19 protein-coding genes and 4 tRNA genes are annotated in these 23,931 nt (G+C 69.3%); 10 read left to right on the top strand and 13 right to left on the bottom strand.

Annotation, left to right across the window (positions count from 1 at the left end; translation table 11 throughout):
- Positions 1-85 precede the first annotated feature (85 nt).
- Positions 86-985, top strand: coding sequence for a phosphoribosylaminoimidazolesuccinocarboxamide synthase (locus ACZ7LS_RS22935; protein ID WP_385130630.1), 900 nt, complete (start codon positions 86-88; stop codon positions 983-985).
- Between the two features lie 131 nt (positions 986-1,116).
- Here the strand turns inward: ACZ7LS_RS22935 and ACZ7LS_RS22930 are convergent.
- The 8 genes from ACZ7LS_RS22930 to ACZ7LS_RS22895 all read right to left on the bottom strand — a co-directional run bounded on the left by ACZ7LS_RS22930 (position 1,117) and on the right by ACZ7LS_RS22895 (position 6,334).
- A tRNA-Gly gene (locus ACZ7LS_RS22930) sits at positions 1,117-1,189 on the bottom strand.
- Between the two features lie 22 nt (positions 1,190-1,211).
- A complete protein-coding gene (locus ACZ7LS_RS22925) occupies positions 1,212-1,823 on the bottom strand; it encodes a response regulator (protein WP_382527084.1) in 612 nt (203 codons plus the stop codon).
- Between the two features lie 4 nt (positions 1,824-1,827).
- Positions 1,828-3,348 carry a histidine kinase gene (locus ACZ7LS_RS22920; protein WP_385130627.1) on the bottom strand — a complete coding sequence of 507 codons (1,521 nt, stop codon included), beginning with the start codon at positions 3,346-3,348 and terminating at the stop codon, positions 1,828-1,830.
- Between the two features lie 39 nt (positions 3,349-3,387).
- Positions 3,388-4,212, bottom strand: coding sequence for an ABC transporter permease (locus ACZ7LS_RS22915; RefSeq protein WP_385130625.1), 825 nt, complete (start codon positions 4,210-4,212; stop codon positions 3,388-3,390).
- On the bottom strand, positions 4,209-5,297 hold the full coding sequence (locus ACZ7LS_RS22910; protein ID WP_385130623.1) for an ABC transporter ATP-binding protein: 1,089 nt from the start codon (positions 5,295-5,297) through the stop codon (positions 4,209-4,211). The genes ACZ7LS_RS22915 and ACZ7LS_RS22910 overlap by 4 nt, the downstream gene beginning before the upstream one ends.
- Before the next feature lie 293 nt (positions 5,298-5,590).
- Positions 5,591-5,663 (bottom strand) — tRNA-Gly (locus ACZ7LS_RS22905).
- 89 nt (positions 5,664-5,752) lie between these two features.
- A tRNA-Gly gene (locus ACZ7LS_RS22900) sits at positions 5,753-5,824 on the bottom strand.
- A gap of 174 nt (positions 5,825-5,998) precedes the next feature.
- Positions 5,999-6,334: a histone-like nucleoid-structuring protein Lsr2 gene (locus tag ACZ7LS_RS22895; RefSeq protein WP_129769933.1), complete on the bottom strand. Its 336-nt coding sequence runs from the start codon at positions 6,332-6,334 to the stop codon at positions 5,999-6,001.
- A gap of 376 nt (positions 6,335-6,710) precedes the next feature.
- Here ACZ7LS_RS22895 and purS point away from each other — a divergent pair, with 376 nt between their 5' ends.
- The 7 genes from purS to purM all read left to right on the top strand — a co-directional run bounded on the left by purS (position 6,711) and on the right by purM (position 15,119).
- A complete protein-coding gene (purS, locus tag ACZ7LS_RS22890; RefSeq protein WP_382527094.1) occupies positions 6,711-7,013 on the top strand; it encodes a phosphoribosylformylglycinamidine synthase subunit PurS in 303 nt (100 codons plus the stop codon).
- Positions 7,010-7,690, top strand: a complete 681-nt coding sequence (purQ, locus tag ACZ7LS_RS22885; protein ID WP_382527097.1) for a phosphoribosylformylglycinamidine synthase subunit PurQ — start codon at positions 7,010-7,012, stop codon at positions 7,688-7,690. The genes purS and purQ overlap by 4 nt, the downstream gene beginning before the upstream one ends.
- The gene (purL, locus tag ACZ7LS_RS22880; protein ID WP_382669675.1) at positions 7,690-9,948 is read left to right on the top strand and encodes a phosphoribosylformylglycinamidine synthase subunit PurL; all 2,259 of its coding nucleotides are present in this window, start codon (positions 7,690-7,692) and stop codon (positions 9,946-9,948) included. The genes purQ and purL overlap by 1 nt, the downstream gene beginning before the upstream one ends.
- A gap of 680 nt (positions 9,949-10,628) precedes the next feature.
- The gene (locus ACZ7LS_RS22875; RefSeq protein ID WP_385130618.1) at positions 10,629-11,432 is read left to right on the top strand and encodes a maleylpyruvate isomerase family mycothiol-dependent enzyme; all 804 of its coding nucleotides are present in this window, start codon (positions 10,629-10,631) and stop codon (positions 11,430-11,432) included.
- Positions 11,433-11,503: 71 nt separating this feature from the next.
- The gene (locus tag ACZ7LS_RS22870) at positions 11,504-12,376 is read left to right on the top strand and encodes an META domain-containing protein (protein ID WP_382527104.1); all 873 of its coding nucleotides are present in this window, start codon (positions 11,504-11,506) and stop codon (positions 12,374-12,376) included.
- A gap of 73 nt (positions 12,377-12,449) precedes the next feature.
- Positions 12,450-13,976 (top strand): amidophosphoribosyltransferase, encoded by a 1,527-nt coding sequence (gene purF / locus ACZ7LS_RS22865; RefSeq protein WP_382527107.1) that lies wholly within the window; start codon positions 12,450-12,452, stop codon positions 13,974-13,976.
- A gap of 72 nt (positions 13,977-14,048) precedes the next feature.
- Entirely contained in the window at positions 14,049-15,119 is a 1,071-nt protein-coding gene (purM, locus tag ACZ7LS_RS22860; protein WP_382669668.1) for a phosphoribosylformylglycinamidine cyclo-ligase, read from the top strand.
- A 172-nt stretch (positions 15,120-15,291) separates the two neighbouring features.
- Here the strand turns inward: purM and ACZ7LS_RS22855 are convergent, their stop codons facing one another.
- Positions 15,292-15,543 carry a DUF3073 domain-containing protein gene (locus ACZ7LS_RS22855; protein WP_129769940.1) on the bottom strand — a complete coding sequence of 84 codons (252 nt, stop codon included), beginning with the start codon at positions 15,541-15,543 and terminating at the stop codon, positions 15,292-15,294.
- Between the two features lie 303 nt (positions 15,544-15,846).
- On the bottom strand, positions 15,847-16,947 hold the full coding sequence (locus ACZ7LS_RS22850) for a Leu/Phe/Val dehydrogenase (RefSeq protein ID WP_385130613.1): 1,101 nt from the start codon (positions 16,945-16,947) through the stop codon (positions 15,847-15,849).
- Positions 16,948-17,135: 188 nt separating this feature from the next.
- Here ACZ7LS_RS22850 and ACZ7LS_RS22845 point away from each other — a divergent pair, with 188 nt between their 5' ends.
- Together ACZ7LS_RS22845 and bldC are read left to right on the top strand one after the other, a co-directional pair.
- Positions 17,136-18,008 (top strand): DUF8083 family protein, encoded by an 873-nt coding sequence (locus ACZ7LS_RS22845; RefSeq protein ID WP_382527115.1) that lies wholly within the window; start codon positions 17,136-17,138, stop codon positions 18,006-18,008.
- Positions 18,009-18,610: 602 nt separating this feature from the next.
- Complete coding sequence (bldC, locus tag ACZ7LS_RS22840; protein WP_003949541.1) at positions 18,611-18,817, top strand: developmental transcriptional regulator BldC; 207 nt, start codon at positions 18,611-18,613, stop codon at positions 18,815-18,817.
- A 411-nt stretch (positions 18,818-19,228) separates the two neighbouring features.
- Here bldC and ACZ7LS_RS22835 read toward each other — a convergent pair whose 3' ends face one another.
- The 3 genes from ACZ7LS_RS22835 to hrpA all read right to left on the bottom strand — a co-directional run bounded on the left by ACZ7LS_RS22835 (position 19,229) and on the right by hrpA (position 23,886).
- Complete coding sequence (locus ACZ7LS_RS22835) at positions 19,229-19,441, bottom strand: DUF6274 family protein (protein WP_382527118.1); 213 nt, start codon at positions 19,439-19,441, stop codon at positions 19,229-19,231.
- A gap of 246 nt (positions 19,442-19,687) precedes the next feature.
- Positions 19,688-19,762 (bottom strand) — tRNA-Asp (locus ACZ7LS_RS22830).
- Positions 19,763-19,863: 101 nt separating this feature from the next.
- A complete protein-coding gene (gene hrpA, locus ACZ7LS_RS22825) occupies positions 19,864-23,886 on the bottom strand; it encodes an ATP-dependent RNA helicase HrpA (RefSeq protein WP_385130609.1) in 4,023 nt (1,340 codons plus the stop codon).
- Between the last annotated feature and the right edge of the window lie 45 nt (positions 23,887-23,931).

The raw sequence follows: 23,931 nt of genomic DNA, 5'->3' as shown, positions 1-23,931 counted from the left end.
CGCGGCACCCGTGCGAGCTGGGACTTCCGGCATACGGGAGAATCGACGCGATCTCTCAGATCGGACAGAACCACGGGGAGGAACCGTGTCCGGATTCGTAGAAAAGCCCGAGCCCGCAGAGGTGCCGGGTCTGGTGCACATCCACACCGGCAAGGTGCGGGATCTGTACCGGAACGAGGCGGGCGACCTCGTGATGGTCGCCAGTGACCGTTTGTCCGCGTACGACTGGGTGCTGCCCACGGAAATCCCCGACAAGGGCCGGGTACTCACCCAGCTCTCGCTCTGGTGGTTCGAGAAGCTCGTCGACCTCGTGCCCAACCATGTGATCTCGACCGACCTCCCCGCGGGCGCCCCCGCCGACTGGGCAGGCCGCACCCTCGTCTGCCGCTCGCTCCGGATGGTCCCGGTGGAGTGCGTCGCCCGTGGCTATCTGACCGGCTCGGGCCTCGCGGAGTACAAGGAGTCCCGCACCGTCTGCGGGCTCGCCCTCCCCGAGGGCCTCATGGACGGCTCCGAGCTGCCCGGTCCGATCTTCACGCCCGCCACCAAGGCGGCCGTCGGCGACCATGACGAGAACGTCCCGTACGAGGAAGTGGCCCACCAGGTCGGCGCGGAGATCGCGGCCCTGCTCCGCCGGACGACCCTCGACGTCTACGGCCGGGCCCGGGACATCGCCCGCGACCGGGGGATCATCCTCGCCGACACCAAGTTCGAGTTCGGCTTCGACGGCGAGCGGCTGGTGATCGCCGACGAGGTGCTGACCCCCGACTCCTCGCGTTTCTGGCCGGCCGCCGGCTGGGAGCCGGGCCGTCCGCAGCCGTCGTACGACAAGCAGTACGTACGCGACTGGCTGACCTCCCCGGCCTCCGGCTGGGACCGCGGGAGCGAGCAGCCGCCGCCCCCGCTGCCGCAGGAGATCGTCGACGCGACCCGCGCGAAGTACGTGGAGGCGTACGAACTCCTCACCGGCCTCAGCTGGCGCTGAGCCCACCCCGTACGAGCGGCGGCCGGAAGACACGACCGGAATACAGAACCCGGCCGCACAAGCCGGCCGCAGAATCCGGTCCGGACACCAAGAAGCCCCCCGACCGATCCGGCCGGGGGGCTTCTACGCTGAGCGGACGACCAGGTTCGAACTGGCGACCTCAACCTTGGCAAGGTTGCGCTCTACCAACTGAGCTACGTCCGCATGCGTCGTGGCGCGGAGACCACTATACCCAACCTCGCTCGCGTGCGAGACGCACTGCCGTATGCCGGTTCTCCGCCCCCAGTTTGGAGGCGGCCGACGACAGATAGTTCCGCACGGTCCCCTGCGACAGCGACGCCCGCTCCGCGACCTCCGCGATCGGCGCCCCGTCCGCCGCCAGCTCCAGGACCTCGGCCTCCCGCGCGGTCAGCGGCGAGTCCCCGGCCGAGATCGCGTCCGCCGCCAACTCGGGGTCGACGAAACGGTTCCCGGCGTGGACGGTACGGATGATCTCGGCGAGATTCCGCGCGCTCATCGTCTTCGGGACGAAGCCCCGTACGCCCGCGGCCAGTGCCCGTTTCAGATGGCCGGGGCGGCCATGGCTCGTCACGATCATCGTCCGGCAGCCGGGCAGTTCGGTACGGAGCGATGTGGCGACTTTCACACCGTCCGCGCCCGGCATCTGGAGATCGAGTACGGCCACATCGGGCCGGTGGGCCCGTGCCATCGCGAGGGCTTCGGGGCCGGAGGCCGCCTCGGCGACCACGATCAGATCGTCTTCGAGCGCGAGCAGCGCGGCGAGCGCACCGCGGATCAAATGCTCATCGTCGGCGAGCAGTACGCGAACAGGACTCATACCGCTACTTCCTCGCCGTCCGGGTCTCGCCGGCTTCATCGGTCACGTCAGGCACATCAGGCACCTCAGGCACATCAAGCACGCGGGTCACACGGCTCGCGTCGGACTCATTGGCGTCATCGGCCGCGCCGCCCCCCTCGGGGAAGGGGCGGTCATGCCCGGTGTCCGTCCGCGGCAGTGGCAGTGGCAGCGGAGGTGACAGCGGCAGTGGCTGTGGCAGTGGCAGTGGCACCCGTGCCGTCAGCAGGAAGCAGCCGTCCCCGGTGCTTCCCGCCTCAAGGGTCCCGTCCAGCGCGGCCAGCCTCTCCCGCAGTCCGGCGAGCCCGGAGCCCGTCCCCGACAGCCCGGAGTCCTTCCCGGCCGGTCCGGAGCCTGTCCCGGCCCGCGTACCGGCGCCGGCGGCCGGCACCCCGTCGTTCTCCACGGTCAGCACCACCTCCCGGCTGCCCGACCCGCCAACCCCCGACTCCCCGGTCCCCGACCCCCCGGTCTGCGACAGCCGTACGGTGCATCGCCGGGCGTCCCCGTGCCGCAGCACATTCGTCGTCGCCTCCCGTACCACCCACCCGAGAGCCGACTGGACCTCGGCGGACAGTCCGCCGACATCGCCCCCCTTGATCCGGCAGTCGATGCCCGCCGCTTTCAACACGCCCCGGGCTCCTTCCAGTTCGGTGTGCAGATCCGCTTCCCGGTAGCCGCGTACGACCTCCCGTACCTCCCGCTGCGACTCCTGCGCGATCTGCTGCACTTCGGTCATCTGGGTCACCGCCCCCGGCCGGTCGCGCTCGGCCAGCTGAACCGCCAGCTCGCTCTTCAGCGCGATCACCGCGAGGTTGCGGCCCATGACATCGTGCAGATCGCGCCCGAATCGCAGCCGTTCCTCCGCGATCGCGAGCCGCGTATGCAGCTCGCGCGCCTCGCTCAGCTCCCAGACGACGTTGACCAGCCAGGCCGAGAAGACACAGGAGAAGCCCAGAGCCGAACCCGTGGCAAGGACCGCGACCCCGTTCGCGGCGGCGCTGTACCCCTCCAGCCCGAGCAGCAGACTGACGGCAGCCGTGCCGACCCCCGCACCGAGCACGGCGGACACCCTGTGCGCCGTCGTGCGCAGTCCGAGAGTGATCGCCGCCAGACCGAAGCCGGCGAATCCCACCAGCAGATACGCGTAAGCCGTGTCCTGTGGGATCGAGCCGGTACTCCCCAGCACGAGCAGGAGGATGATGCCTCCGCCCGTCAGCGCGGAAACGCCCAGAATCAGCCGTACGGGCTGCTCACGCTGGCCCAGGCGCCAGTCCATGGCCGTGGAAAGCAGCACACCCGTCAGCGCGGAATGTGCCACGACGAGCAGGAACAGCCAGCCGCCGCGCTGTCCTCCACTCCCGTCGAAGAGCCGCGGAACGCCGATCGCGGCGACCTCAAGGATCGTGAAGCTGTGGAACGTCCAGCGGGTGTAGAGCTCGACCTTGGCCATGCTGCTCCTGGCCGGCGTGCTCCAGCCGTGCCACCAGCCCGTCAGTCTGGACATCGCGCCCTTCCTCGGTGTCCTGGTGCCTGTGTCCGCGTCTCAGCGACGAGGCTCCCAGCGGAACCATCGCTGTACAGCAAACACTGAGAGGATGGTCCAAACCAAGGCGCTCAGCGCCGCGCCGAGCAGGTCGTTCGCCTCCGCCCCGCCGAGCCAGCCCGCACGGATCAGCGTGACGGTCCCGGTCATCGGCAGCAGTTCGCAGATGGAGGCGATCCGTTCGGGCAGCACCTCCAGCGGCACGAACAGCCCCGAGCCGACCACCGAGATCATGAACAGCGGCATGCTGGTGATCTGAGCGCTCTCGACGGTACGGGTGAAGGCGGAGGTCACCGCCGCCAGCGCGCTGAGCAGCACCAGCCCGATCAGCAGTCCGCCGACCAGCACCACCGGCTGCTGCGGGGCGCGTACGTCGAGGAACGCGACCGCGGCGGCGATCATCACGGCGGACTGAGCGAACGCCAGCCCGGCCGACGGCAGCGCGGTGCCGATCAGGATCTCCCGGTCGGACGCCTCCATCGTGCGGAGCCGCTTGAGCACCAGTTCCTCGCGGCGCGCGGTGTACGCGGCGGTGAGGCTGCCGTAGACGGCCATGATCAGCACCATGCCGATGCCGCCGGTCATCGACGCCTCGATGACGCTGATCCCGGTGCCGCCGAGGTCGATCCTGCCGAGCGATTCCTTGATCGCGACGATCATTCCCAGCGGCACGAGCAGGGCGGTGAACAGCGCTGTCCTGTTCCGTACGAGCAGCGAGAACTCGGCCCGGCCGAGCGCCTTGAGGCGGTCTCCTGTCGTTGTCGTCCGTACGTCGGTGTCCCCGCTCCGCGGGATCTCCGTCTTCTGCCGGCTCACCGTGCTCATCGTGCGTCCACCGTTCTCGCCGTTCCTGCCGTGCCCGCCGCCGTACCCGCCGCACCGGCGACGCCCGCCGCACCGGCGACGCCCGCCGCACCGGCGACGCCCGCCGCACCAGCGACTCCCGCCATTCCCGCCGTTCCCGCCGTTCCCGCCGTTCCCGCCGTTCCCGCCGTTCCCGCCGTTTCCGCGGTCCTGGCCGCGATGTCGAGAAAGGCCTCTTCGAGGGAGGCGGACCGCGCGTCCAGCGCCCCCAGCTCCACGCCGGACTCCTCGGCCCACCGGAGGAGTTCGCTCAGATCCCGCTGGAGCCGCTGCGTACGGATCTCCACCGCCTGACCGTTCGCCGCCGCCCGCAGGGACAGCGGGAGCCGTCCGGCGGGGACCTCCTCGGGGAGCACGAAGCGGATCCGGGCCGGCCGGGTGGCGGTCACCTCGGCCGGGGTGCCGGTGACATCGATCCGGCCCTGGTGCATGATCGCCAGCCGGTCGGCGAGGGTCTCGGCCTCCTCCAGATAGTGCGTGGTCAGCAGCACGGTGGTGCCGCCGTCCCGCAGCTCCCTGACCAACTCCCAGGTGTCGCGCCGTCCTTCGGCGTCCAGCCCGGTCGTCGGCTCGTCGAGGAAGAGCACCTCGGGCCGGCCGAGCAGCGCGAGCGCCAGATCCAGGCGCCGCTTCTCCCCGCCGGAGAGCTGCTTGACGCGCACGCCGGAGCGCTCGGTGAGCCCCACCAGCTCCAGCGCCTCCGGGGTCGGCCGCGCCCCGCTGGTGCAGCCGGCGCACATGGCCACGGTCTCGGCGACCGTCAGATCGGACGGGAAGCCGCCCTCCTGGAGCATCATTCCCATCCGGGGCCTGACGGCCGTCCGCTTGGTGTACGGATCATGGCCGAACACCCGGACCGTGCCGCCGCTGGGTCTCGCGAGGCCCTCCAGCATTTCCAGGGTGGACGTTTTGCCCGCTCCGTTCGTCCCCAGCAGGGCGAACAGCTCGCCGCGCGCCACGGAGAAGGAGACACCGTCCACCGCTGTGAAGCCACCGGCGTATGTACGCCTCAGCTCTTCCACCTCGATTACCGCGTCGTTCATCATGCCTTCGAGGTTTCCGTCGGACCGGTGTGGTCGGCAGTGCGCGGTGTCATCGCGGCGGATGACATTTGTCATCGGATGCCGGGCGCACGCTGGCACACGCGCTGCGCACGCGCTGGACATACGCCGGTACGCGCCCCGGAGACAGCCACCCGGGACAGGTGGCCGGTCTACGTAGACCGGATACGTAGACCGGATACGTAACGGCGATACGTAGCGGGGATACGCCCCCAGGGATACGCATCGGGGATATACGAAGAAGGCCCCGGTCGATGTGACCGGGGCCTTCATTTCTGAGCGGACGACCAGGTTCGAACTGGCGACCTCAACCTTGGCAAGGTTGCGCTCTACCAACTGAGCTACGTCCGCAGTGCGTCGGAAGTCCGGCGCGAGCACCACTCTACCTGATCCAAAAGAGCCACTGGACCATCGGCCCGGTGGACCGGAGAGCGACGCGGAGCGGGTGACAGGAATTGCACACTGCGCCTCCCCCTTGGAAAGGGGGCGTTCTACTACTGAACTACACCCGCACGCTGCTTGGGGTTTGGCCTTTCGGCCTTGCCCCTCGGCGTGGTCCAAACTCTAGCCGATCAATGGGGGTGCTGTGCAACTCGGTGCGCTGCGGGCCCCACTGTCCGCGGGACCGGGCAGCGCCGGGCCCGCGGAGCCGCCGCGCCGGACCCGCGGAGCCGGGTGGCGCGGCCTCAACTCGCTTCGCGGAACGCCTCGTACACCCGCTTGGGGATCCGGCCCCGGGCCGGCACCTCCATCTTGTGGGACTGCGCCCAGGCGCGGACCGCCGCCGGGTCGGGTGCGAGGGCGGTGTGCCGGTAGGTGGTGCGAGACTTGCCGTGCTTGCTGGCGTTTGTCTGCTTTCGGCCTGCTGCCATGAACGGCGCCAGGGCCTTGCGCAGTTTCTTTGCATTGGCGGGATTGAGGTCGATCTCGTACGTCTTCCCGTCCAGGCCGAACGTGACCGTTTCCGCCGCTTCTCCTCCGTCGATGTCGTCGGAGAGCGTGACCACTACGCGCTGCGCCACGGATATCGGTCCTTTCCTGCGGTACCGCTCGCGCCCGTCACCTGCTGAAAACACGGCTGACGTGCGGCGATACCGGCCTTCCGGCTGTTATGGGGCAATGCTGCTTTCTTCTGTATTCCTTTGTACAGCCGCAAGCGTCGCATTGTGAAGCCCAGCCAATTGCATCAGCGTGTCCCGAGGCAATGGTGGGGTGTGACTTTTTCCCTGGATTTTTCCCGCCGTCGCCGGGTCCGAAATCGCGGCGTGATCTGCGAAACGGCATATCTACCCGCGTAGATCTTGCGGCCGGGTACGCTGAGTGTGCTCGGGGGGTCTGGGGGATTCCCTGGAGAAGACAGCAGCGAGAACCAGCCGCACCACACCACCGGGAGTGCCAGTGGCACGCGTCGTAGTCGACGTCATGCTCAAGCCGGAGATCCTCGACCCGCAGGGCCAGGCGGTGCAGCGCGCACTGCCCCGCCTGGGCTTCGAGGGCATCGCCGACGTCCGCCAGGGAAAGCGCTTCGAGCTTGAGGTGGCAGGGCCGGTCGACGACGCCGCCCTCGCCCGTATCCATGAGATGGCCGAGACCTTCCTCGCCAACACCGTCATCGAGGACTTCATCGTGAAGGTCGAGTCCGAGAAGGCCGAGAAGGCCGAGAAGGCCGGGAGCGCGGAGAAGGCCGAGGGGCCGAAGTGACGTCCCGTATCGGAGTCGTCACCTTCCCCGGCACGCTCGACGACCGGGACAGCCTGCGCGCCGTCCGGATCGCCGGGGCCGAGCCCGTCTCCCTCTGGCACCGCGACAAGGACCTCAAGCAGGTCGACGCCGTCGTGCTGGCCGGTGGCTTCAGCTACGGCGACTATCTGCGGGCCGGCGCCATCTCCCGGTTCTCCCCGGTGATGGAGACGATCATCGAGCAGGCGAAGGCTGGTCTGCCGGTCCTCGGTATCTGCAACGGCTTCCAGATCCTCACCGAGTCCCATCTGCTGCCCGGCGCGATGCTCAGGAACAACCACCTGCACTTCATCTGCCGCGACCAGAAGCTGCGCGTGGAGACGGCGGACACCGCCTGGACCGCCGACTACGAGGCCGGCCAGGAGATCTCCGTACCCCTCAAGAACATCGACGGCCGGTACGTCGCCGACGAGCGCACGCTCGACGAGCTGGAGGCCGAGGGCAGGGTCGCCTTCCGCTATCTGGACGGCAACCCCAACGGTTCGCTGCGCGACATCGCCGGAGTCACCAACGCGGCGGGCAATGTCGTCGGCCTGATGCCGCACCCCGAGCACGCCGTGGAGCCGCTGATCGGTACGGGCCGTACCGACGGCCTGGGATTCTTCACCTCGATCCTGAAGAAGCTGGTAAGCGCCTGATGACCATCAAGACCCTCGACACGGTCAAGCACGCGAGCGGCACGCCCGAGACCGAGCAGCCCTGGAAGGACCTCGGCCTCAAGGAGGACGAGTACGCCCGGATCCGCGAGATCCTGGGCCGCCGTCCCACCGGTGCCGAGCTGGCCATGTACTCCGTCATGTGGTCGGAGCACTGCTCGTACAAGAGCAGCAAGGTGCACCTCAAGCAGTTCGGCGAGAAGGCCCCGGCCAACGACGCCATGCTCGTCGGCATCGGCGAGAACGCGGGCGTCGTGGACGTCGGCCAGGGGTACGCGGTCACGTTCAAGGTCGAGTCCCACAACCACCCGTCGTACATCGAGCCCTACCAGGGCGCGGCCACCGGCGTCGGCGGCATCGTGCGCGACATCCTCGCCATGGGCGCCCGCCCGGTCGCCGTCGTGGACCCGCTGCGCTTCGGCGCCGCCGACCACCCCGACACCAAGCGCGTCCTGCCGGGCGTCGTCGCGGGCATCGGTGGCTACGGCAACTGCCTGGGCCTGCCCAACATCGGCGGCGAGGTCGTCTTCGACGCCTGCTACCAGGGCAACCCGCTGGTCAACGCCGGCTGCATCGGCGTGATGAAGCACGAGGACATCCACCTCGCGAAGGCGTCGGGCCCCGGCAACAAGGTGATCCTGTACGGCGCCCGCACCGGCGGCGACGGCATCGGCGGCGTGTCCGTCCTCGCCTCCGAGACCTTCGAGTCGACCGGGCCCGCCAAGCGCCCCGCCGTCCAGGTCGGCGACCCGTTCCAGGAGAAGCTCCTCATCGAGTGCACCCTGGAGATCTTCCGGGAGAAGCTCGTCGCCGGTATCCAGGACCTCGGCGGCGCCGGGCTCTCCTGCGCCACCAGCGAGCTGGCGTCCGCCGGTTCCGGCGGGATGCGGGTCGAGCTGGACACCGTGCCGCTGCGTGACGCGACCCTCTCGCCCGAGGAGATCCTCATGAGCGAGTCGCAGGAGCGCATGTGCGCGGTGGTCGAGCCCGACAAGGTCGCCCGCTTCATGGAGATCTGTGAGAAGTGGGACGTCATCGCCACCGTCATCGGTGAGGTGACCGAGGGCGAGCGGCTGGAGATCTTCTGGCACGGCGAGCAGATCGTCGACGTGCCGCCGCGCTCGGTGGCCCATGACGGCCCGGTCTACCACCGGCCGTACGCGCGCCCCGACTGGCAGGACGCCCTCCAGGCGGACGACGCCAACAAGCTGGCACGCCCGGCCACTTCGGCCGAGCTGCGCGAGCAGGTGCTGAAGCTGGTGGCGTCGCCGAACCAGGCGTCGAAGGCGTGGATCACCGACCAGTACGACCGGTTCGTGCAGGGCAACACCGTCCTCGCGCAGCCCGAGGACGCCGGAATGGTCCGGATCGACGAGGAGTCGAACCTCGGCGTGGCCATGGCGACCGACGGCAACGGCCGGTACGCGAAGCTCGACCCGTACACGGGCGCGCAGCTCGCGCTGGCGGAGGCGTACCGCAATGTCGCCGCCTCCGGTGCCAGGCCGCTCGCCATCTCCGACTGCCTGAACTTCGGTTCGCCCGAGGACCCGGCGGTCATGTGGCAGTTCGCGGAGGCCACGCGCGGTCTGGCGGACGGCTGCCTCCAGCTGGGCACGCCCGTCACCGGCGGCAATGTCTCGCTCTACAACCAGACCGGTGAGACGGCCATCCACCCGACGCCGGTCGTCGCGGTGCTCGGTGTGATCGATGACGTCAACCGCCGTACGCCGATCGCGTTCAAGGAAGAGGGCCAGCTCCTCTATCTGCTGGGCGAGACGCGCGAGGAGTTCGGCGGCTCGGCCTGGTCGCAGGTCGTCCACGACCACCTCGGCGGGCTGCCGCCGGCCGTGGACCTGGACCGGGAGAAACTGCTCGGCGAGATCCTGATCTCGGCGTCCCGCGACGGAATGATCGACGCGGCGCACGATCTGAGCGACGGCGGTCTGATCCAGGCGGTCACCGAGTCCTGCCTGCGCGGCGGGAACGGCGCCCGGCTGGTCGTGCCGGACGGTCTGGACGCGTTCACGTTCCTGTTCAGCGAGTCCGCCGGGCGCGCGGTCGTCTCCGTACCGCGCAGCGAGGAGCTCCGCTTCACCGACATGTGCGGTGCGCGCGGGCTGCCCGTGACCCGGATCGGGGTTGTGGACGGCGAGGCGATCGAGATCCAGGGCGAGTTCAGCGTGCCCCTGGCCGAGCTGAAGGACGCCCACGAGGGCACGATCCCCGCGCTGCTGGCCTGAGGCCCGTACGCGACGGAATGTACTGACGAGGTCCGCACCCGACGGAACGCGGTCACGAGATCCGCACCCGACGGAACGCGGTCACGAGATCCGCACCCGACGCGACGCGGTTCACGCGACGACGAGCCCCCGCCCGGTCTCCCCGGGCGGGGGCTCCGTCGCGCGGCGGGCATCAGGCCATTGCCGGGAAAGTGATGTTCGTCCGCCCGTTCTTCATCTCCGCGTCGCCTGGGGCGCGAAATGAGGGGAAGGGGGCCTCGGTTCCGGCGGTCCGCGGAATTCCCCCGGACCTGGCCGCATATCCGGAGTCATATGCTCTCCGCACCGGTGAAAACCCCTGAAAGGGGAGGGTTTTCTCCAGGAAAACCGCGTTCCAGGGCAGGATTCCTTCTTCGTTCGGACGCCCCCCACGCCCTCCCCGCACCCTCTGAGCAGGGATGACTCCGGTCTCGGCGCCGGCGCCCGGTCTTCGGTGGAGCGCGGTGGTGCGGCGGGCCGCTTTTCGCGCGCTTCTCGCGCGGAAAGGCACGGGATTCTCCGGGGCGGCGAGTTCTCCACCATTCCGGAGGTCCTGGCGAATGGTGCGCGGCCGAAACCGGTGCGTTCACTTCGCGCCAGTCATGGCCGGGGTGACGTACGGCCCCCGGCGGCCGGCCGGGGGCCGCGCATATGCTCGCGCCATGCCACCGGCCAAGAAGCGTCTGCGCAGCTACGACTCCGCCAAGATCCGGACCGCCGTCCTGACCCAGTTCGGGGCCGTGCGCGAGGCAGTCGCCCGGCTCACCCCCGAGCAGCTCGCGCTGCCCACCGCGCTCGGCGACTGGACCGTCCGCGAGCTGGCCGCGCATCTCAGCATGGCCGTCGAGTCCGTCAACCGCTATCTCGAACAGCCCGAATACCCCGGCCCGCCGCCCGGCCCCGTGGTCGTCCTGCCCGAGTGGCCGTTCACGACCGCCGCCCACGCCCCGGCCATCTCCGAGGACATCCGCGCGCTCGCCGCGTCCGCCACCCCCGACGAGCTGTTCGAGCGGGCCGGTACCCGGATCGCCGCGCTGCTGCCGGGCGCCCCCGACGACCGGCTGCTCGCGACCAGGATCGGGGCCATACGCCTCGGGGACTATCTGGTCACCCGGACCGTCGAGCTGATCGTCCACACCGATGACCTGAACCGGGCGGCCGGGCTGAGCGTCCCGTACGAGCGACAGGCGCTCGCCGCCTGTACGCGGCTGCTCGCCGACGCCCTCGCCGTGAAGGCGCCCGGGGCCTCGACCGAGGTACGGATCCCGCCGTACGCGGTGGTGCAGTGCGTGGAGGGTCCCCGGCACACGCGCGGAACGCCCCCGAACGTCGTGGAGACCGATCCGCTGACCTGGGTCAGGCTCGCCACCGGACGGACGACCTGGCGCGAGGCGCTGGACGCGGCCCGGGTCAGTGCCGGCGGCGAACGCGCGGATCTGGCCGGGCTGCTCCCGCTCATGGGGTGACGCGACCCCGCCGCACGAGCGACATCGGAAGAACCGCGGAACCGGAGCCCCGCCCGGTCCGTCCCACGGGTATGCCGAAGCAGCGGATCACCACAGTCACTACTGTCACAGCCGTCACTACCGTCGCTCTGCTCACACTGGCCGCCTGCGGTACGGAGTCCGGCAAGGGCTCGGGATCGGGCGCCGGCGCGGGCTCCGGCGGCGAGGTACGGACCGAGACCGCCCTCACCGATGTGCGCTGGAACGTCGCCAGCGTGACGGTCGGCGGCAAGAGGACCGCCGCCCCCGCCGGCGCCAGCGTGCAGATCGACTCCCAGGGACGGGCCAGCGCGAAGACGGGCTGCAACTCCATCGGCGCGGAGGTCACCGTCGAGGGTGACACCGTCACCGTGGGCAAGAAGGAGACCACGCTGATCGGGTGTCCGAAGGAGCTGGAGACCTTCGAGAAGGCGCTCGACGGCGCTTTCTCCGGCAAGCTCAAGGCCACCGTCCAGGACAAACGGCTCACGCTCACCACCGCCGACGGCGACGCGATCGCCCTGACCTCCGAGCCCCCCGCCCCCCTCGTGGGCACCGAGTGGACCGTCGACGCGCTGGCCCAGGGCGCCACCGCGACCTCCCTGCCCAAGGGGACGGACGGCAAGGCGCACTTCACGTTCCGTAAGGACGGCAAGGGCCTGGCCATGGAGGGCAGCCTCGGCTGCAACACCTTCAGCGCGCCCGCCCAGCTGTCCGGGTCCGCGTCCGACTCCGCGGCCACCGTCACCATCGGCCGGGTCAGCTCCACCCGCAAGCTCTGCCCGGGGCCCGAAATGACCCTGGAACGCCAGGTACAGAAGGTACTGGAGGGCAAGGTGTCCTATGAGCTGCGTCACCGCGGGCTGAGCCTCACGTCCGCCGACGGCCAGGCACTGAGCGCCACCGCGCCCGCTCAGGGGAAGTAGCCGGAGGACCGGTGGGGGGCCGGTCCGTATCCCCAATTCGGACCAGTGGTCGATCTCGCCTACACTCGGTGGCGTGCCTCGTGGTGATGGACGACTCAACCACGACCTGCTCCCCGGAGAGAAAGGCCCCCAGGACGCTTGCGGCGTCTTCGGAGTCTGGGCCCCGGGCGAAGAGGTCGCCAAGCTCACCTATTTCGGACTGTATGCCCTGCAGCACCGTGGACAGGAGTCCGCGGGCATCGCAGTGAGCAATGGGTCCCAGATCCTGGTTTTCAAGGACATGGGCCTCGTCTCACAGGTCTTCGACGAAACCTCCCTCAGCTCACTCCTCGGCCATATCGCCGTGGGTCATGCCCGCTACTCCACCACCGGGGCCTCGGTGTGGGAGAACGCGCAGCCGACCTTCCGGGCCACGGGCCATGGCTCGATCGCGCTCGGCCACAACGGCAATCTGGTCAATACCGCCCAGCTCGCCGAGATGGTCGCCGATCTGCCCAAGGAGAACGGCCGGACGACGCGCGTCGCCGCCACCAACGACACCGACCTGGTCACGGCGCTGCTCGCCAGCCAGGTCGACGAGGACGGCAAGCCCCTCACGGTCGAGGAAGCCGCCGCCAAGGTGCTGCCCGAGGTCAAGGGCGCCTTCTCGTTCGTCTTCATGGACGAGCACACGCTCTACGCCGCCCGTGACCCCCAGGGCATCCGCCCGCTGGTCCTCGGCCGGCTCGAACGTGGCTGGGTCGTCGCCTCCGAGGGCGCCGCTCTTGACATCTGCGGCGCCTCGTACGTCCGGGAGATCGAGCCCGGCGAGCTGATCGCCATCGACGAGAACGGTCTCCGTTCGCAGCGATTCGCGGAAGCGAAGCCCAAGGGCTGTGTCTTCGAGTATGTCTATCTGGCCCGTCCCGATACGGACATCGCCGGGCGGAACGTCTATCTGTCCCGGGTCGAAATGGGGCGGAAACTCGCCAAGGAAGCTCCGGTCGAGGCGGATCTGGTCATAGCGACGCCGGAGTCCGGCACGCCGGCCGCGATCGGCTACGCGGAGGCCAGCGGCATCCCGTACGGCTCGGGTCTCGTCAAGAACGCCTATGTCGGCCGGACCTTCATCCAGCCGTCCCAGACCATCCGCCAGCTGGGCATCCGCCTCAAGCTGAACCCGCTGAAGGAAGTCATCCGGGGCAAGCGCCTGGTCGTCGTCGACGACTCGATCGTCCGCGGCAACACCCAGCGGGCCCTGGTCAAGATGCTCCGTGAGGCGGGCGCCGCCGAGGTCCACATCCGGATCTCGTCGCCGCCGGTGAAGTGGCCGTGCTTCTTCGGGATAGATTTCGCCACCCGCGCCGAGCTGATCGCCAACGGCATGACGGTGGAGGAGATCGGCGTCTCCATGGGAGCCGACTCCCTCGCGTACATCTCGCTCGACGGGATGATCGAGGCGACGACCATCGCCAAGCCGAATCTCTGCCGTGCCTGCTTCGACGGCGAGTACCCGATGGATCTTCCCGACCCCGAGCTGCTCGGCAAGCAGCTGCTGGAGACCGAGCTGGCGGCGGGACCTGCCAATACCGCCGCCACGGACGCGCTCCGCCGCCCGTAGCCGCCCGCGTCCTCCCCGCCCGTGACCGTGCGTCCCTCCGACGACCGCAAGACGACAGGAAAGTACCCAGCCATGTCCGAAACGACTACTGGTGCCAGCTATGCCGCCGCGGGCGTCGACATCGAAGCCGGTGACCGCGCGGTCGAGCTGATGAAGGAGTGGGTGAAGAAGACCCGGCGCCCCGAGGTCCTCGGCGGCCTCGGCGGCTTCGCCGGCCTCTTCGACGCCTCCGCCCTCAAGCGCTACGAGCGCCCGCTGCTCGCCTCCGCCACCGACGGCGTCGGTACGAAGGTCGACCTCGCCCGTAAAATGGGCGTGTACGACACGATCGGTCACGATCTGGTCGGCATGGTCGTCGACGACCTGGTGGTCTGCGGCGCCGAGCCCCTCTTCATGACCGACTACATCTGCGTCGGCAAGGTCCACCCCGAGCGGGTCGCCGCCATCGTCAAGGGCATCGCCGAAGGCTGTGTACTGGCCGGCTGTGCCCTGGTCGGCGGCGAGACCGCCGAGCATCCCGGACTGCTCGGCGAGGACGACTTCGACGTCGCCGGCGCGGGTACGGGCGTGGTCGAGGCGGACCGGCTGCTCGGCGCGGATCGTATCCGTACGGGTGACGCGGTGATCGCCATGGCGTCCTCCGGTCTTCACTCCAACGGGTACTCGCTGGTCCGGCACGTGGTCTTCGACCGGGCGGGCTGGTCGCTGGACCGCGAGGTCGAGGAGTTCGGCCGCACCCTGGGCGAGGAACTGCTCGAACCCACCAAGATCTACTCGCTGGACTGCCTGGCCCTCGCCAGGACCACCGAGGTGCACGCGTTCAGCCACATCACCGGCGGCGGTCTGGCGGCCAATCTGGCCCGGGTGATCCCGGACGGACTGCACGCCACGGTGGACCGCTCGACCTGGACGCCCGGCGCGGTCTTCGACGTCGTCGGCACGGCGGGCCGGGTGGAGCGCCTGGAGCTGGAGAAGACGCTGAACATGGGCGTGGGCATGATGGCGGTCGTCCCGCGGGAGTCGGCCGACGCCGCGCTCACCACGCTCGCCGACCGGGGAGTGGACGCCTGGATCGCCGGAGAGATCACCGAGCGGGCCGGCCACGCCACGGGCGCCACGCTGACCGGCGACTACGCGGGCTGAGCGCGGGGGAGACCCGGCCCGTCCAGGGGCCGCCCCGGCACCGCCGGAGGCCCCACGGACAGGGCGAGCAGGGCGGACACGGGGAAAGCGGACAGCACAGAACCCGGTCCCGGACTACCGCCCAGGACCGGGCAATGAGCTACTGCTCGGGGTATAGCGACGTATACGGACGTCAAGCGCCGCGGCGCTGCGTCGAGGGTCCGGACTCGTCGTCCTCGTCCTCGTCGTCGTTGTACCGATCCGCGTACTTCGCGTACGGGTCATCTTCCTCGTCGTCATCCTCGAACGGCTCCGCGTTCGGTGGTTGACTTGAAGGCGATGCGCCCAGCTCGTTGGCCAGACGCGACAGGTCAGTCCCGCCGCTGTTGTACTTCAGCTGGCGGGCGACCTTCGTCTGCTTGGCCTTGGCCCGGCCGCGCCCCATGGCTCGACCCCCTCGGTGACGGGGCTCGACGGCCCCAGAGTCTTGACACGCGTTCATGAATCAGAACGAGCTCTCCGCGGAGAGACCCGTCCGTAGGGCTTCAACGGTACCTGCTTCCGCGGCCATACGGTACGCCGCCCGCATGACGCGCCCCGGCGCAGGACCAACGAGATGCCCCGTCCTCGCTGGTCAGCTGCGATTTTAACCTCTTCTTGAGGGGCGACCCGCCGACCGGCGTGAGTCTGGTCTCCCGAACGGTCCCCCGCACGGTCCACCGGGCATAAACGCCGGCCTCGCGCACGGTCAGCCGTGGCGGGCTTCCGCCATCTTGTGCTCGGCGATCCTGTCCGCCGCCGCGGCCGGCGGAATACCGTCATCCTTCGCACGTGCGAATATCGCCAGCGTGGTGTCGAAGATCTTCGCGGCCTTCGCGTGGCAGCGCTCGAAGTCGAACCCGTTCAGTTCATCGGCGACCTGGATCACCCCGCCGGCGTTCACCACATAGTCCGGCGCGTAGAGGATCCCGCGGTCCGCGAGGTCCTTCTCGACGCCGGGGTGGGCGAGCTGGTTGTTGGCCGCTCCGCACACCACGGCCGCGGTGAGGACGGGCACCGACTCGTCGTTCAGCGCGCCGCCGAGCGCGCACGGGGCGTAGATGTCCATGCCCGGGGTACGGATCAGCGCGTCGTTGTCGGAGACGACGGCGACCTGCGGATATCGGTCGGTGACGTGCGTGACCGACGCTTCCCGTACGTCGGTGATGACGACCTGCGCGCCGTCCTGGAGCAGATGCTCCACCAGCAGCCGGCCGACCTTGCCGACGCCCGCGACCCCGACCGTACGGCCACGCAGCGACGGGTCGCCCCACTGGTGCCGCGCGCTCGCCCGCATGCCCTGGAAGACCCCGAAGGCCGTCAGGACCGACGAGTCGCCCGCGCCGCCGTTCTCCGGGGACCGTCCCGTGGTCCACCGGCACTCCCGCGCCACGACGTCCATGTCCGCGACGTACGTGCCGACATCGCAGGCGGTGACGTACCGGCCGCCGAGCGAGGCCACGGCCCGGCCGTAGGCGAGCAGCAGTTCGGTGCGCCGGGCGCCCTCGAACTGCGCGGAGTCCCCGATGATCACGGCCTTGCCGCCGCCGTGGCCGAGCCCGGCCATGGCGTTCTTGTACGACATGCCCCGCGAGAGGTTCAGCGCGTCGGCGACGGCCTCTTCCTCGGACGCGTAGGCGTGGAAACGAGTACCGCCCAGGGCGGGGCCCAGGGCGGTCGAATGAATGGCGATCACGGCCTTGAGGCCGCTGGCACGGTCCTGGCACAGCACGACTTGCTCGTGGCCTCCCTGCTCCGAGCGGAACAGGGTGTGCAGTGCGTCGACAGGAGCGCCGGTCACATCGGTCACTGTGGTGACTCCCAAGTAAGAAACGGCGGTGGGAAGGCCCCTCCCATGGGTTGGGGGAGGACCTGATGGAGCGGTTGTGCGGGTGAGGCGGTCGAGCAAGCAAGAGCGTAATTCCTGTGGGGGCGCAGATCAGCCGCAGTGCTGAGGATCACCCCCTTGTGGGGTACGGGCATGGGACGATGCGCCGCATGCCGGCGGTGTCTTCAGTTCTCGTCCCTTACGCGTCCTACCTGCGGGTCTACGAGCCGCTGGCAGCCTTCGCGGAGCCCGAACGCGGCCATTGGCGGCGTTACGCCGCCCGGGACGGCACGCCGACCGCACAGGACGAACTACGGCGCTCCCTGGCCGACTTGCTGCCCACCCCGCCGGTGCCGGTGCCCGTGCACGAGAGCGCGGACGCCTTCGTCGCGGAGGTGGACGGCGTGGTGTGCGTCTGTCCGTGGCGGACCCGGCTGCGCGGCTGGCTGGCCCTGGAGGAGCTGGGGGAGCTGCTGCCCGTACCGCTGCTGGACGCGGTGCTGCCGCCGGTGGTGCGCGGGCAGGCGGCGAAGGACTACGAGCGCTGGCGCGACCGCAATCCGGACGCGCGGCCGTGGATCCGGACGGCGGTCTGGCAGGTGCCGGTGCGCTGGTTCACGCTTTTCTCCGACGACGAGCGCACTTTTGAGCCAGGTGCGGCCGACGGGACCGAGGGGGCCGGGGAGGGCGGGGCCAAGGCGCGGGTGCTGCGCTACCGGACCCCGATGGTGCAGGCCCGGCGCCGGCTGGCCCGCTCGCTGAAGACCCTGCGGGACGCCGTGGACGACGGTCCGCTGATCGACGGCCTGGTGGACGTGGGGCGCTGGCTGGAGGAGTTCCATCCGCGCTCACTGGTCGAACTGGACTACGGCGGCCTGGTCCACGTACTGTCCTGCGCTCAGCTCGCCGAGGACCATTCGGCGGCCGATGTGGCGGCGGCGATCACGGCGCTGCGGGACGGGGACGACGAGGGGGCCGGCGAGGCGTACGGGCGGCTCATGGAGCGGTGGCGGGCGGTCCGGGACCGGCAGTTCGCGAACTGAGTTCATACTCTGTCTCACTCACCGACTCACACGGGGCGGAGAGTGTCGGGTGGAGAGCCGCGGTCGGCGGGCGCCCGGGACGGGAACCGGAACGGGCGCGGAAACGGGCGCCGAAACGGGCAGTGCCCGGCTCCTTACGGGCGGTGAACCGGACCTAGGGCAGAGGTCCCGATCCGGGCCTTTGTCTCAAGCGTGACGGACCGCACTAACGGGGCTCTTGCGCCCATCACCCACCCTCGTGTCAAAATAGGACAAGGAGTCCGGGGAGGGTTCCTTCCGTCCAAGTGTGGGCGGAACGCTCAGCATTGCACTCTATGCGGGGGATCTGTTGACTCCTGATCGCTCTGTGACTGATCGTATCTGTGACGTGACTGTCCGCTATGGCATGGTCCATCGGCTTCCGCCACTGATGGGCACCTCAGAGGGCAATTCCATCGGTTTGGCCGACGTGGCTGGACGGATGGTGTAGTTGTAGTGCCGAGGACAAGCCGTTCGTCCTATAACCGACTCGGCCCGCGTCCGCCATTTCGGGCAACGCGGGTCAAGGTGCAGAATTTAGAGGAAAGAACCGAGATGGTTCGGTTCTCCCGAGGAGGCCGCTCATGACCGCTCGCACCCCTGATGCCGAGCCGCTGCTGACCCCGGCTGAGGTTGCCACGATGTTCCGCGTGGACCCGAAGACGGTCACGCGCTGGGCAAAAGCCGGCAAGCTCACGTCCATCCGCACGCTCGGTGGGCATCGCCGGTATCGCGAGGCAGAGGTCCGCGCACTGCTTGCGGGTATTCCGCAGCAGCGCAGCGAGGCCTGAACACCCCAGTAAGGCTCATTAGGGCTCAACTACAAGCAGGGCACAGCCGGGTCCCCCAAACTCGGTCGTCCCGACCCATAGCTCCACACGACGGGCGCCTGCCCCAACAGGTCCCATGCCCTCGCAACACGGGTAAGTCGTCGATCGCGCTGGACTCCGCCGGGTCCAGCGCGATCTTTTTTGTGCGCCGGGGAGGTGGCGTCCCTGCCCTGTTGGGGCACCGTGCGAGGGCTCTCGGAGATGCCGTGGGAGTGGGTCGGGAGAGGGTGCAATTGCACATATTAAATTGGTGCGTTGTAGGTGGGGTGTAAGCGCCGTCATTCCAGAAACTCATTCGGTGACTAGCGTCACACTGCGAAGGTCTTGCCAACAGCGGGCGCGCTACGGGACGGATCGCGGCCAGTCGGCGGGTCACGGGGCGGAGGTGGCTTGACCCTCCGCTAACTCCCCGTCCAGGAAGCAGTCTTCGAGGAACAGGTCGTCGTCCACCGACGGCTCCATGGCGAGCCGCTGGAGGCGATGACAGATCGGGCAGTACCCGGTGCGATGCGGGTGGCCGGACGCGGCCGCCAGATGGGCGCGCAGCAGCGCGCGAGTCTCATGCTTCGTCTTCGATGCGGTCACGCACACCACCCCCGGTGCGGGCCCGTGGATGCGATGAGCGTGGGGCCCTTCTGCTTAGGTACCCCCGGCCGTTGGCGCCGTCAAGGAGCTGCGGCCCGGGCCCGGCTGATTTGGGTACGCCATTACTGCCACGTGACCACCGCGTCGACGGCGCTTGCCGTATGCAATGGGGTCACCTGTGACGGGGGGCGACGGGGAACAACGGAAGAGCCCGCGTCCGAGGGGACGCGGGCTCTTCCTCTACTGCGGTCCTGACGGGATTTGAACCCGCGGCCTCCACCTTGACAGGGTGGCGAGCACTCCAAACTGCTCCACAGGACCAGGTTTCGCTGCCCCGTAGCGGCGGCTGCGAAACGAGACTCTACAGCAGCTCGGAGGGTCCGGTCGAACTCACTCCCCGCGCACCCTCCGACATGAACGCGTTACGGCGCCGCCGCGTCGATCGCCTTGATGATGCGCTTGTCCGAGACGGGCTGCGCGGTGCCCAGGGCGTGCGCGAAGTAGCTCACCCGCAGCTCCTCGATCATCCAGCGGATGTCCAGCACCTGCTGCGGCACCGGCCGTCCCCGCGGCAGCTGTTCGAGCAGCCAGGCGTACTCGTCCTGCATCTCGTGGACCTTCTCCATGCGCGTGGTGTCGCGCTGGACGCTCGTGGGCATCTGCTGGAGCCTGCGGTCCGCCGCGACGAGATAGCGCATCAGGTCGGGCAGCCGGCGCAGCCCGGTGCGGGTGACGAACCCGGCCGGTACGAGGGCCGCCAGCTGGTCCCTGACGTCCTGGACGTTGCTGACCAGCGTCAGACTGCCCGTGGCCTTCAGACGGCGCTCACAGGCCTGCCAGGCGGCCAGGATCTGCTGGACCTGCCCGATGGTCCGTACGGTCGCGTCGACGAGATCGGCGCGCACCCTGTCGTACAGCTTCCGGAACGATTCCTCGTCCCACGCCGGACCCCCGTGGTCCGCGATCAGCTTGTCGGCGGCGGCCATGGCGCAGTCGTCGAACAGCGCCTGGATGGAGCCGTGCGGATTGCGGGAGAGCGCCAGCTTCTGCTGGTTGGTGAGCTTGTCCGAGGCGAACTTCGCGGGGTTCACCGGGATGTTCAGCAGGATCAGCCGGCGTGTCCCGGCCCACATCGCCTGGCGCTGCTCGGCCTCGGTGTCGAAGAGCCGTACGGCCACGGTCGCGCCCTGGTCGACCAGCGCCGGGTACGCCTTGACGGGCTGGCCGGCCCGCCGGGTCTCGAAGACCCGGGAGAGCGTGCCGACCGTCCAGTCCGTCAGCCCCGTACGTTCGATCGCCTCGCCGCCCGCGCGCTCGGCGGTGGCCGCGGCGGCCTTGGAGAGCGCCTGACGGGCCTTGGGACGCAGCTGGAGCCTGAGCGCCTCCAGATCCTTGTCCTCGGCGATCTTGCGGCGGCGTTCGTCGACGATGCGGAACGTGATCCTGAGATGGTCGGGCATCCGGGCCGGATCGAAGTCGTCGGCCGTGACCGGCACCCCGACCATCCGCTGGAGCTCGCGGGCCAGCGTCACCGGCAGCGGCTCCTGAAGGGGCACGGCACGCTCCAGGAACGCCTTGGCGTAGTTCGGCGCGGGCACGTAGTGGCGGCGGACCGGCTTGGGCAGCGAGCGGATCAGCTCCATGACCACGTCCTCGCGCAGGCCCGGGATCTGCCAGTCGAAGCCCTCGGCGGTGACCTGGTTGAGCACTTGGAGCGGGACGTGGACGGTCACGCCGTCCGCGTCCGTACCCGGCTCGAACTGGTACGTCACACGGAACTTGAGAGGGCCCTGGCGCCAGGAGTCCGGATAGTCGTCCTTGGTGACGGAGCCGGCCTTCTCGTTGATGAGCATCGAGCGCTCGAAGTCGAGCAGCTCCGGCTCCTCCTTGCGTCTCTTCTTCCACCAGGAATCGAAGTGCGCGCCGGAGACCACCTCGTCCGGCACCCGCTGGTCGTAGAAGTCGTAGAGCGTCTCGTCGTCCACGAGGATGTCGCGGCGCCGGGCGCGGTGCTCCAACTCCTCGACCTCGCCCAGGAGTTTGCGATTGTCATGGAAGAACTGGTGGTGCGTGCGCCAGTCGCCCTCGACCAGCGCGTGGCGGATGAACAGCTCCCGGGACGCTTCCGGGTCGATCCGGCCGAAATTCACCTTGCGCTGGGCGACGATCGGTACGCCGTACAGCGTCACCTTCTCGTACGCCATCACGGCCGCCATGTCCTTCTCCCAGTGCGGCTCGCTGTAGGTCCGCTTGAGGAGATGGCCGGCCAGGGGCTCGATCCACTCGGGCTCGATCTTCGCGTTGACACGCGCCCAGAGCCGGGAGGTCTCCACCAGCTCGGCGGACATGAGGAAACGCGGCGGCTTCTTGAAGAGCGCCGAACCGGGGAACACCGCGAACTTCGCGCTGCGGGCGCCGAGATACTCGTTCTTGGCGCCGTCCTTCACATCCTTCATCCCGATGTGCGACAGCAGCCCGGCGAGCAGCGAGACATGGACGGACTGGTCCGCCGCGTCCTCCTCGTTGAGGTGGATGCCCATCTGCTTGGCGACCGTACGCAGCTGCGAGTAGATGTCCTGCCACTCGCGGATCCGCAGGAAGTTCAGATATTCCGACTTGCACATCCGGCGGAAGGCCGAGGAGGACAGCGTCTTCTGCTGCTCCCTGATGTAGCGCCAGAGATTGATGAAGGCCAGGAAGTCGGAGGTCTCGTCCTTGAACCGGGCGTGCTGCTGGTCCGCCTGGGCCTGCTTGTCGGCGGGCCGCTCGCGCGGGTCCTGGATGGAGAGCGCGGCGGCGATCACCATCACCTCGCGCACACAGCCGTTGCGGTCGGCCTCGATGACCATCCGGGCCAGCCGGGGGTCCACGGGAAGCTGCGAGAGCTTGCGGCCGAGCGGGGTGAGCCGCTTCCCCGGATCCTTCTGCGCGGCCTGCGACGGGTCGAACGCGCCCAGCTCCTGGAGCAGCTGCACGCCGTCGCGGATATTGCGGTGGTCCGGCGGATCGATGAAGGGGAACTTCTCGATGTCGCCCAGGCCGGCCGCGGTCATCTGGAGGATGACGGACGCCAGATTCGTACGGAGGATCTCGGCGTCGGTGAACTCCGGGCGCGACTCGAAGTCGTCCTCGGAGTAGAGCCGTACGCAGATCCCGTCCGACGTACGGCCGCAGCGGCCCTTGCGCTGGTTGGCGCTGGCCTGGGAGATCCGCTCGATCGGCAGCCGCTGGACCTTGGTGCGGTGGCTGTAGCGGGAGATACGGGCGGTGCCCGGATCGATGACGTACTTGATGCCCGGGACGGTCAGCGAGGTCTCGGCGACATTCGTCGCCAGAACGATCCTGCGTCCGCTGTGGCGCTGGAACACGCGGTGCTGCTCGGCGTGCGAGAGCCGCGCGTAGAGGGGGAGGACCTCGGTGCCCCGGAGCCCGCGCTTCTCCAGGGCGTCGGCGGTGTCGCGGATCTCCCGCTCGCCGGAGAGGAAGACCAGGATGTCGCCGGGGCCCTCGGACTGGAGCTCGTCCACGGCTTCGCAGATCGCGGTGATCTGGTCGCGGTCGCCCTCCTCGCCGTCCTCCTCCAGCAGGGGGCGGTAGCGGACCTCGACCGGGTACGTACGCCCCGAGACCTCCACGATGGGGGCGCTGCGCCGTGCTTCGCCCTCGCCGCCTTCGCCACTTCGGCCACTTTCGCCGCTGTCGCTGCCGACGCCGACGGAGGCGAAGCGGCCGAAGTGGCGGGCGAAGCGCTCCGGGTCGATCGTCGCGGACGTGACGACGACCTTCAGGTCCGGGCGTCTGGGGAGCAGCTGGGCCAGATAGCCCAGCAGGAAGTCGATGTTGAGGCTTCGCTCGTGGGCCTCGTCGATGATGATCGTGTCGTAGGCGAGCAGCTCGCGGTCCGTCTGGATCTCGGCGAGCAGGATGCCGTCGGTCATCAGCTTGACGAACGTCGCGTCCCGGTCGACCTGATCGGTGAACCTGACCTTCCAGCCGACGGCCTCGCCCAGCGGGGTGTCCAGCTCCTCCGCGACGCGCTCGGCGACGGTACGGGCGGCGATCCTGCGCGGCTGGGTGTGCCCGATCATGCCGCGGACCCCGCGGCCCAGCTCCAGACAGATCTTGGGGATCTGCGTCGTCTTGCCCGACCCGGTCTCACCGGCGACGATCACGACCTGGTGGTCGCGTATCGCCTCCAGGATCAGATCCTTCTTCTGGCTGACGGGCAGCTGCTCGGGGTACGAGACGGCGGGCATCCGCGCCCTGCGCAGCTCGGTGCGCTCGGCGGCCTTTCCGGCCTCGCCTGCGATCTCGTCCAGCACGGCCTGCCGCGCTTCGGGCTTGCGGATGCGCCGTGCGCCTTCGAGACGGCGGCCGAGCCGCTGCGCGTCGCGCAGGGAGACGTCGGCGAGCAGGGTCTGGAGGTCGGCGAAGGAAGTAGACATACCTGGCCCAGGATCTCACCCGCCGCTCGGGAGTGGCGAACCCAT

The organism is Streptomyces sp. NPDC039430 (genome assembly GCF_055639435.1).
Note: the sequence above shows the minus strand (reverse complement) of the source record. Positions and strands in the feature narration are given on the sequence as shown.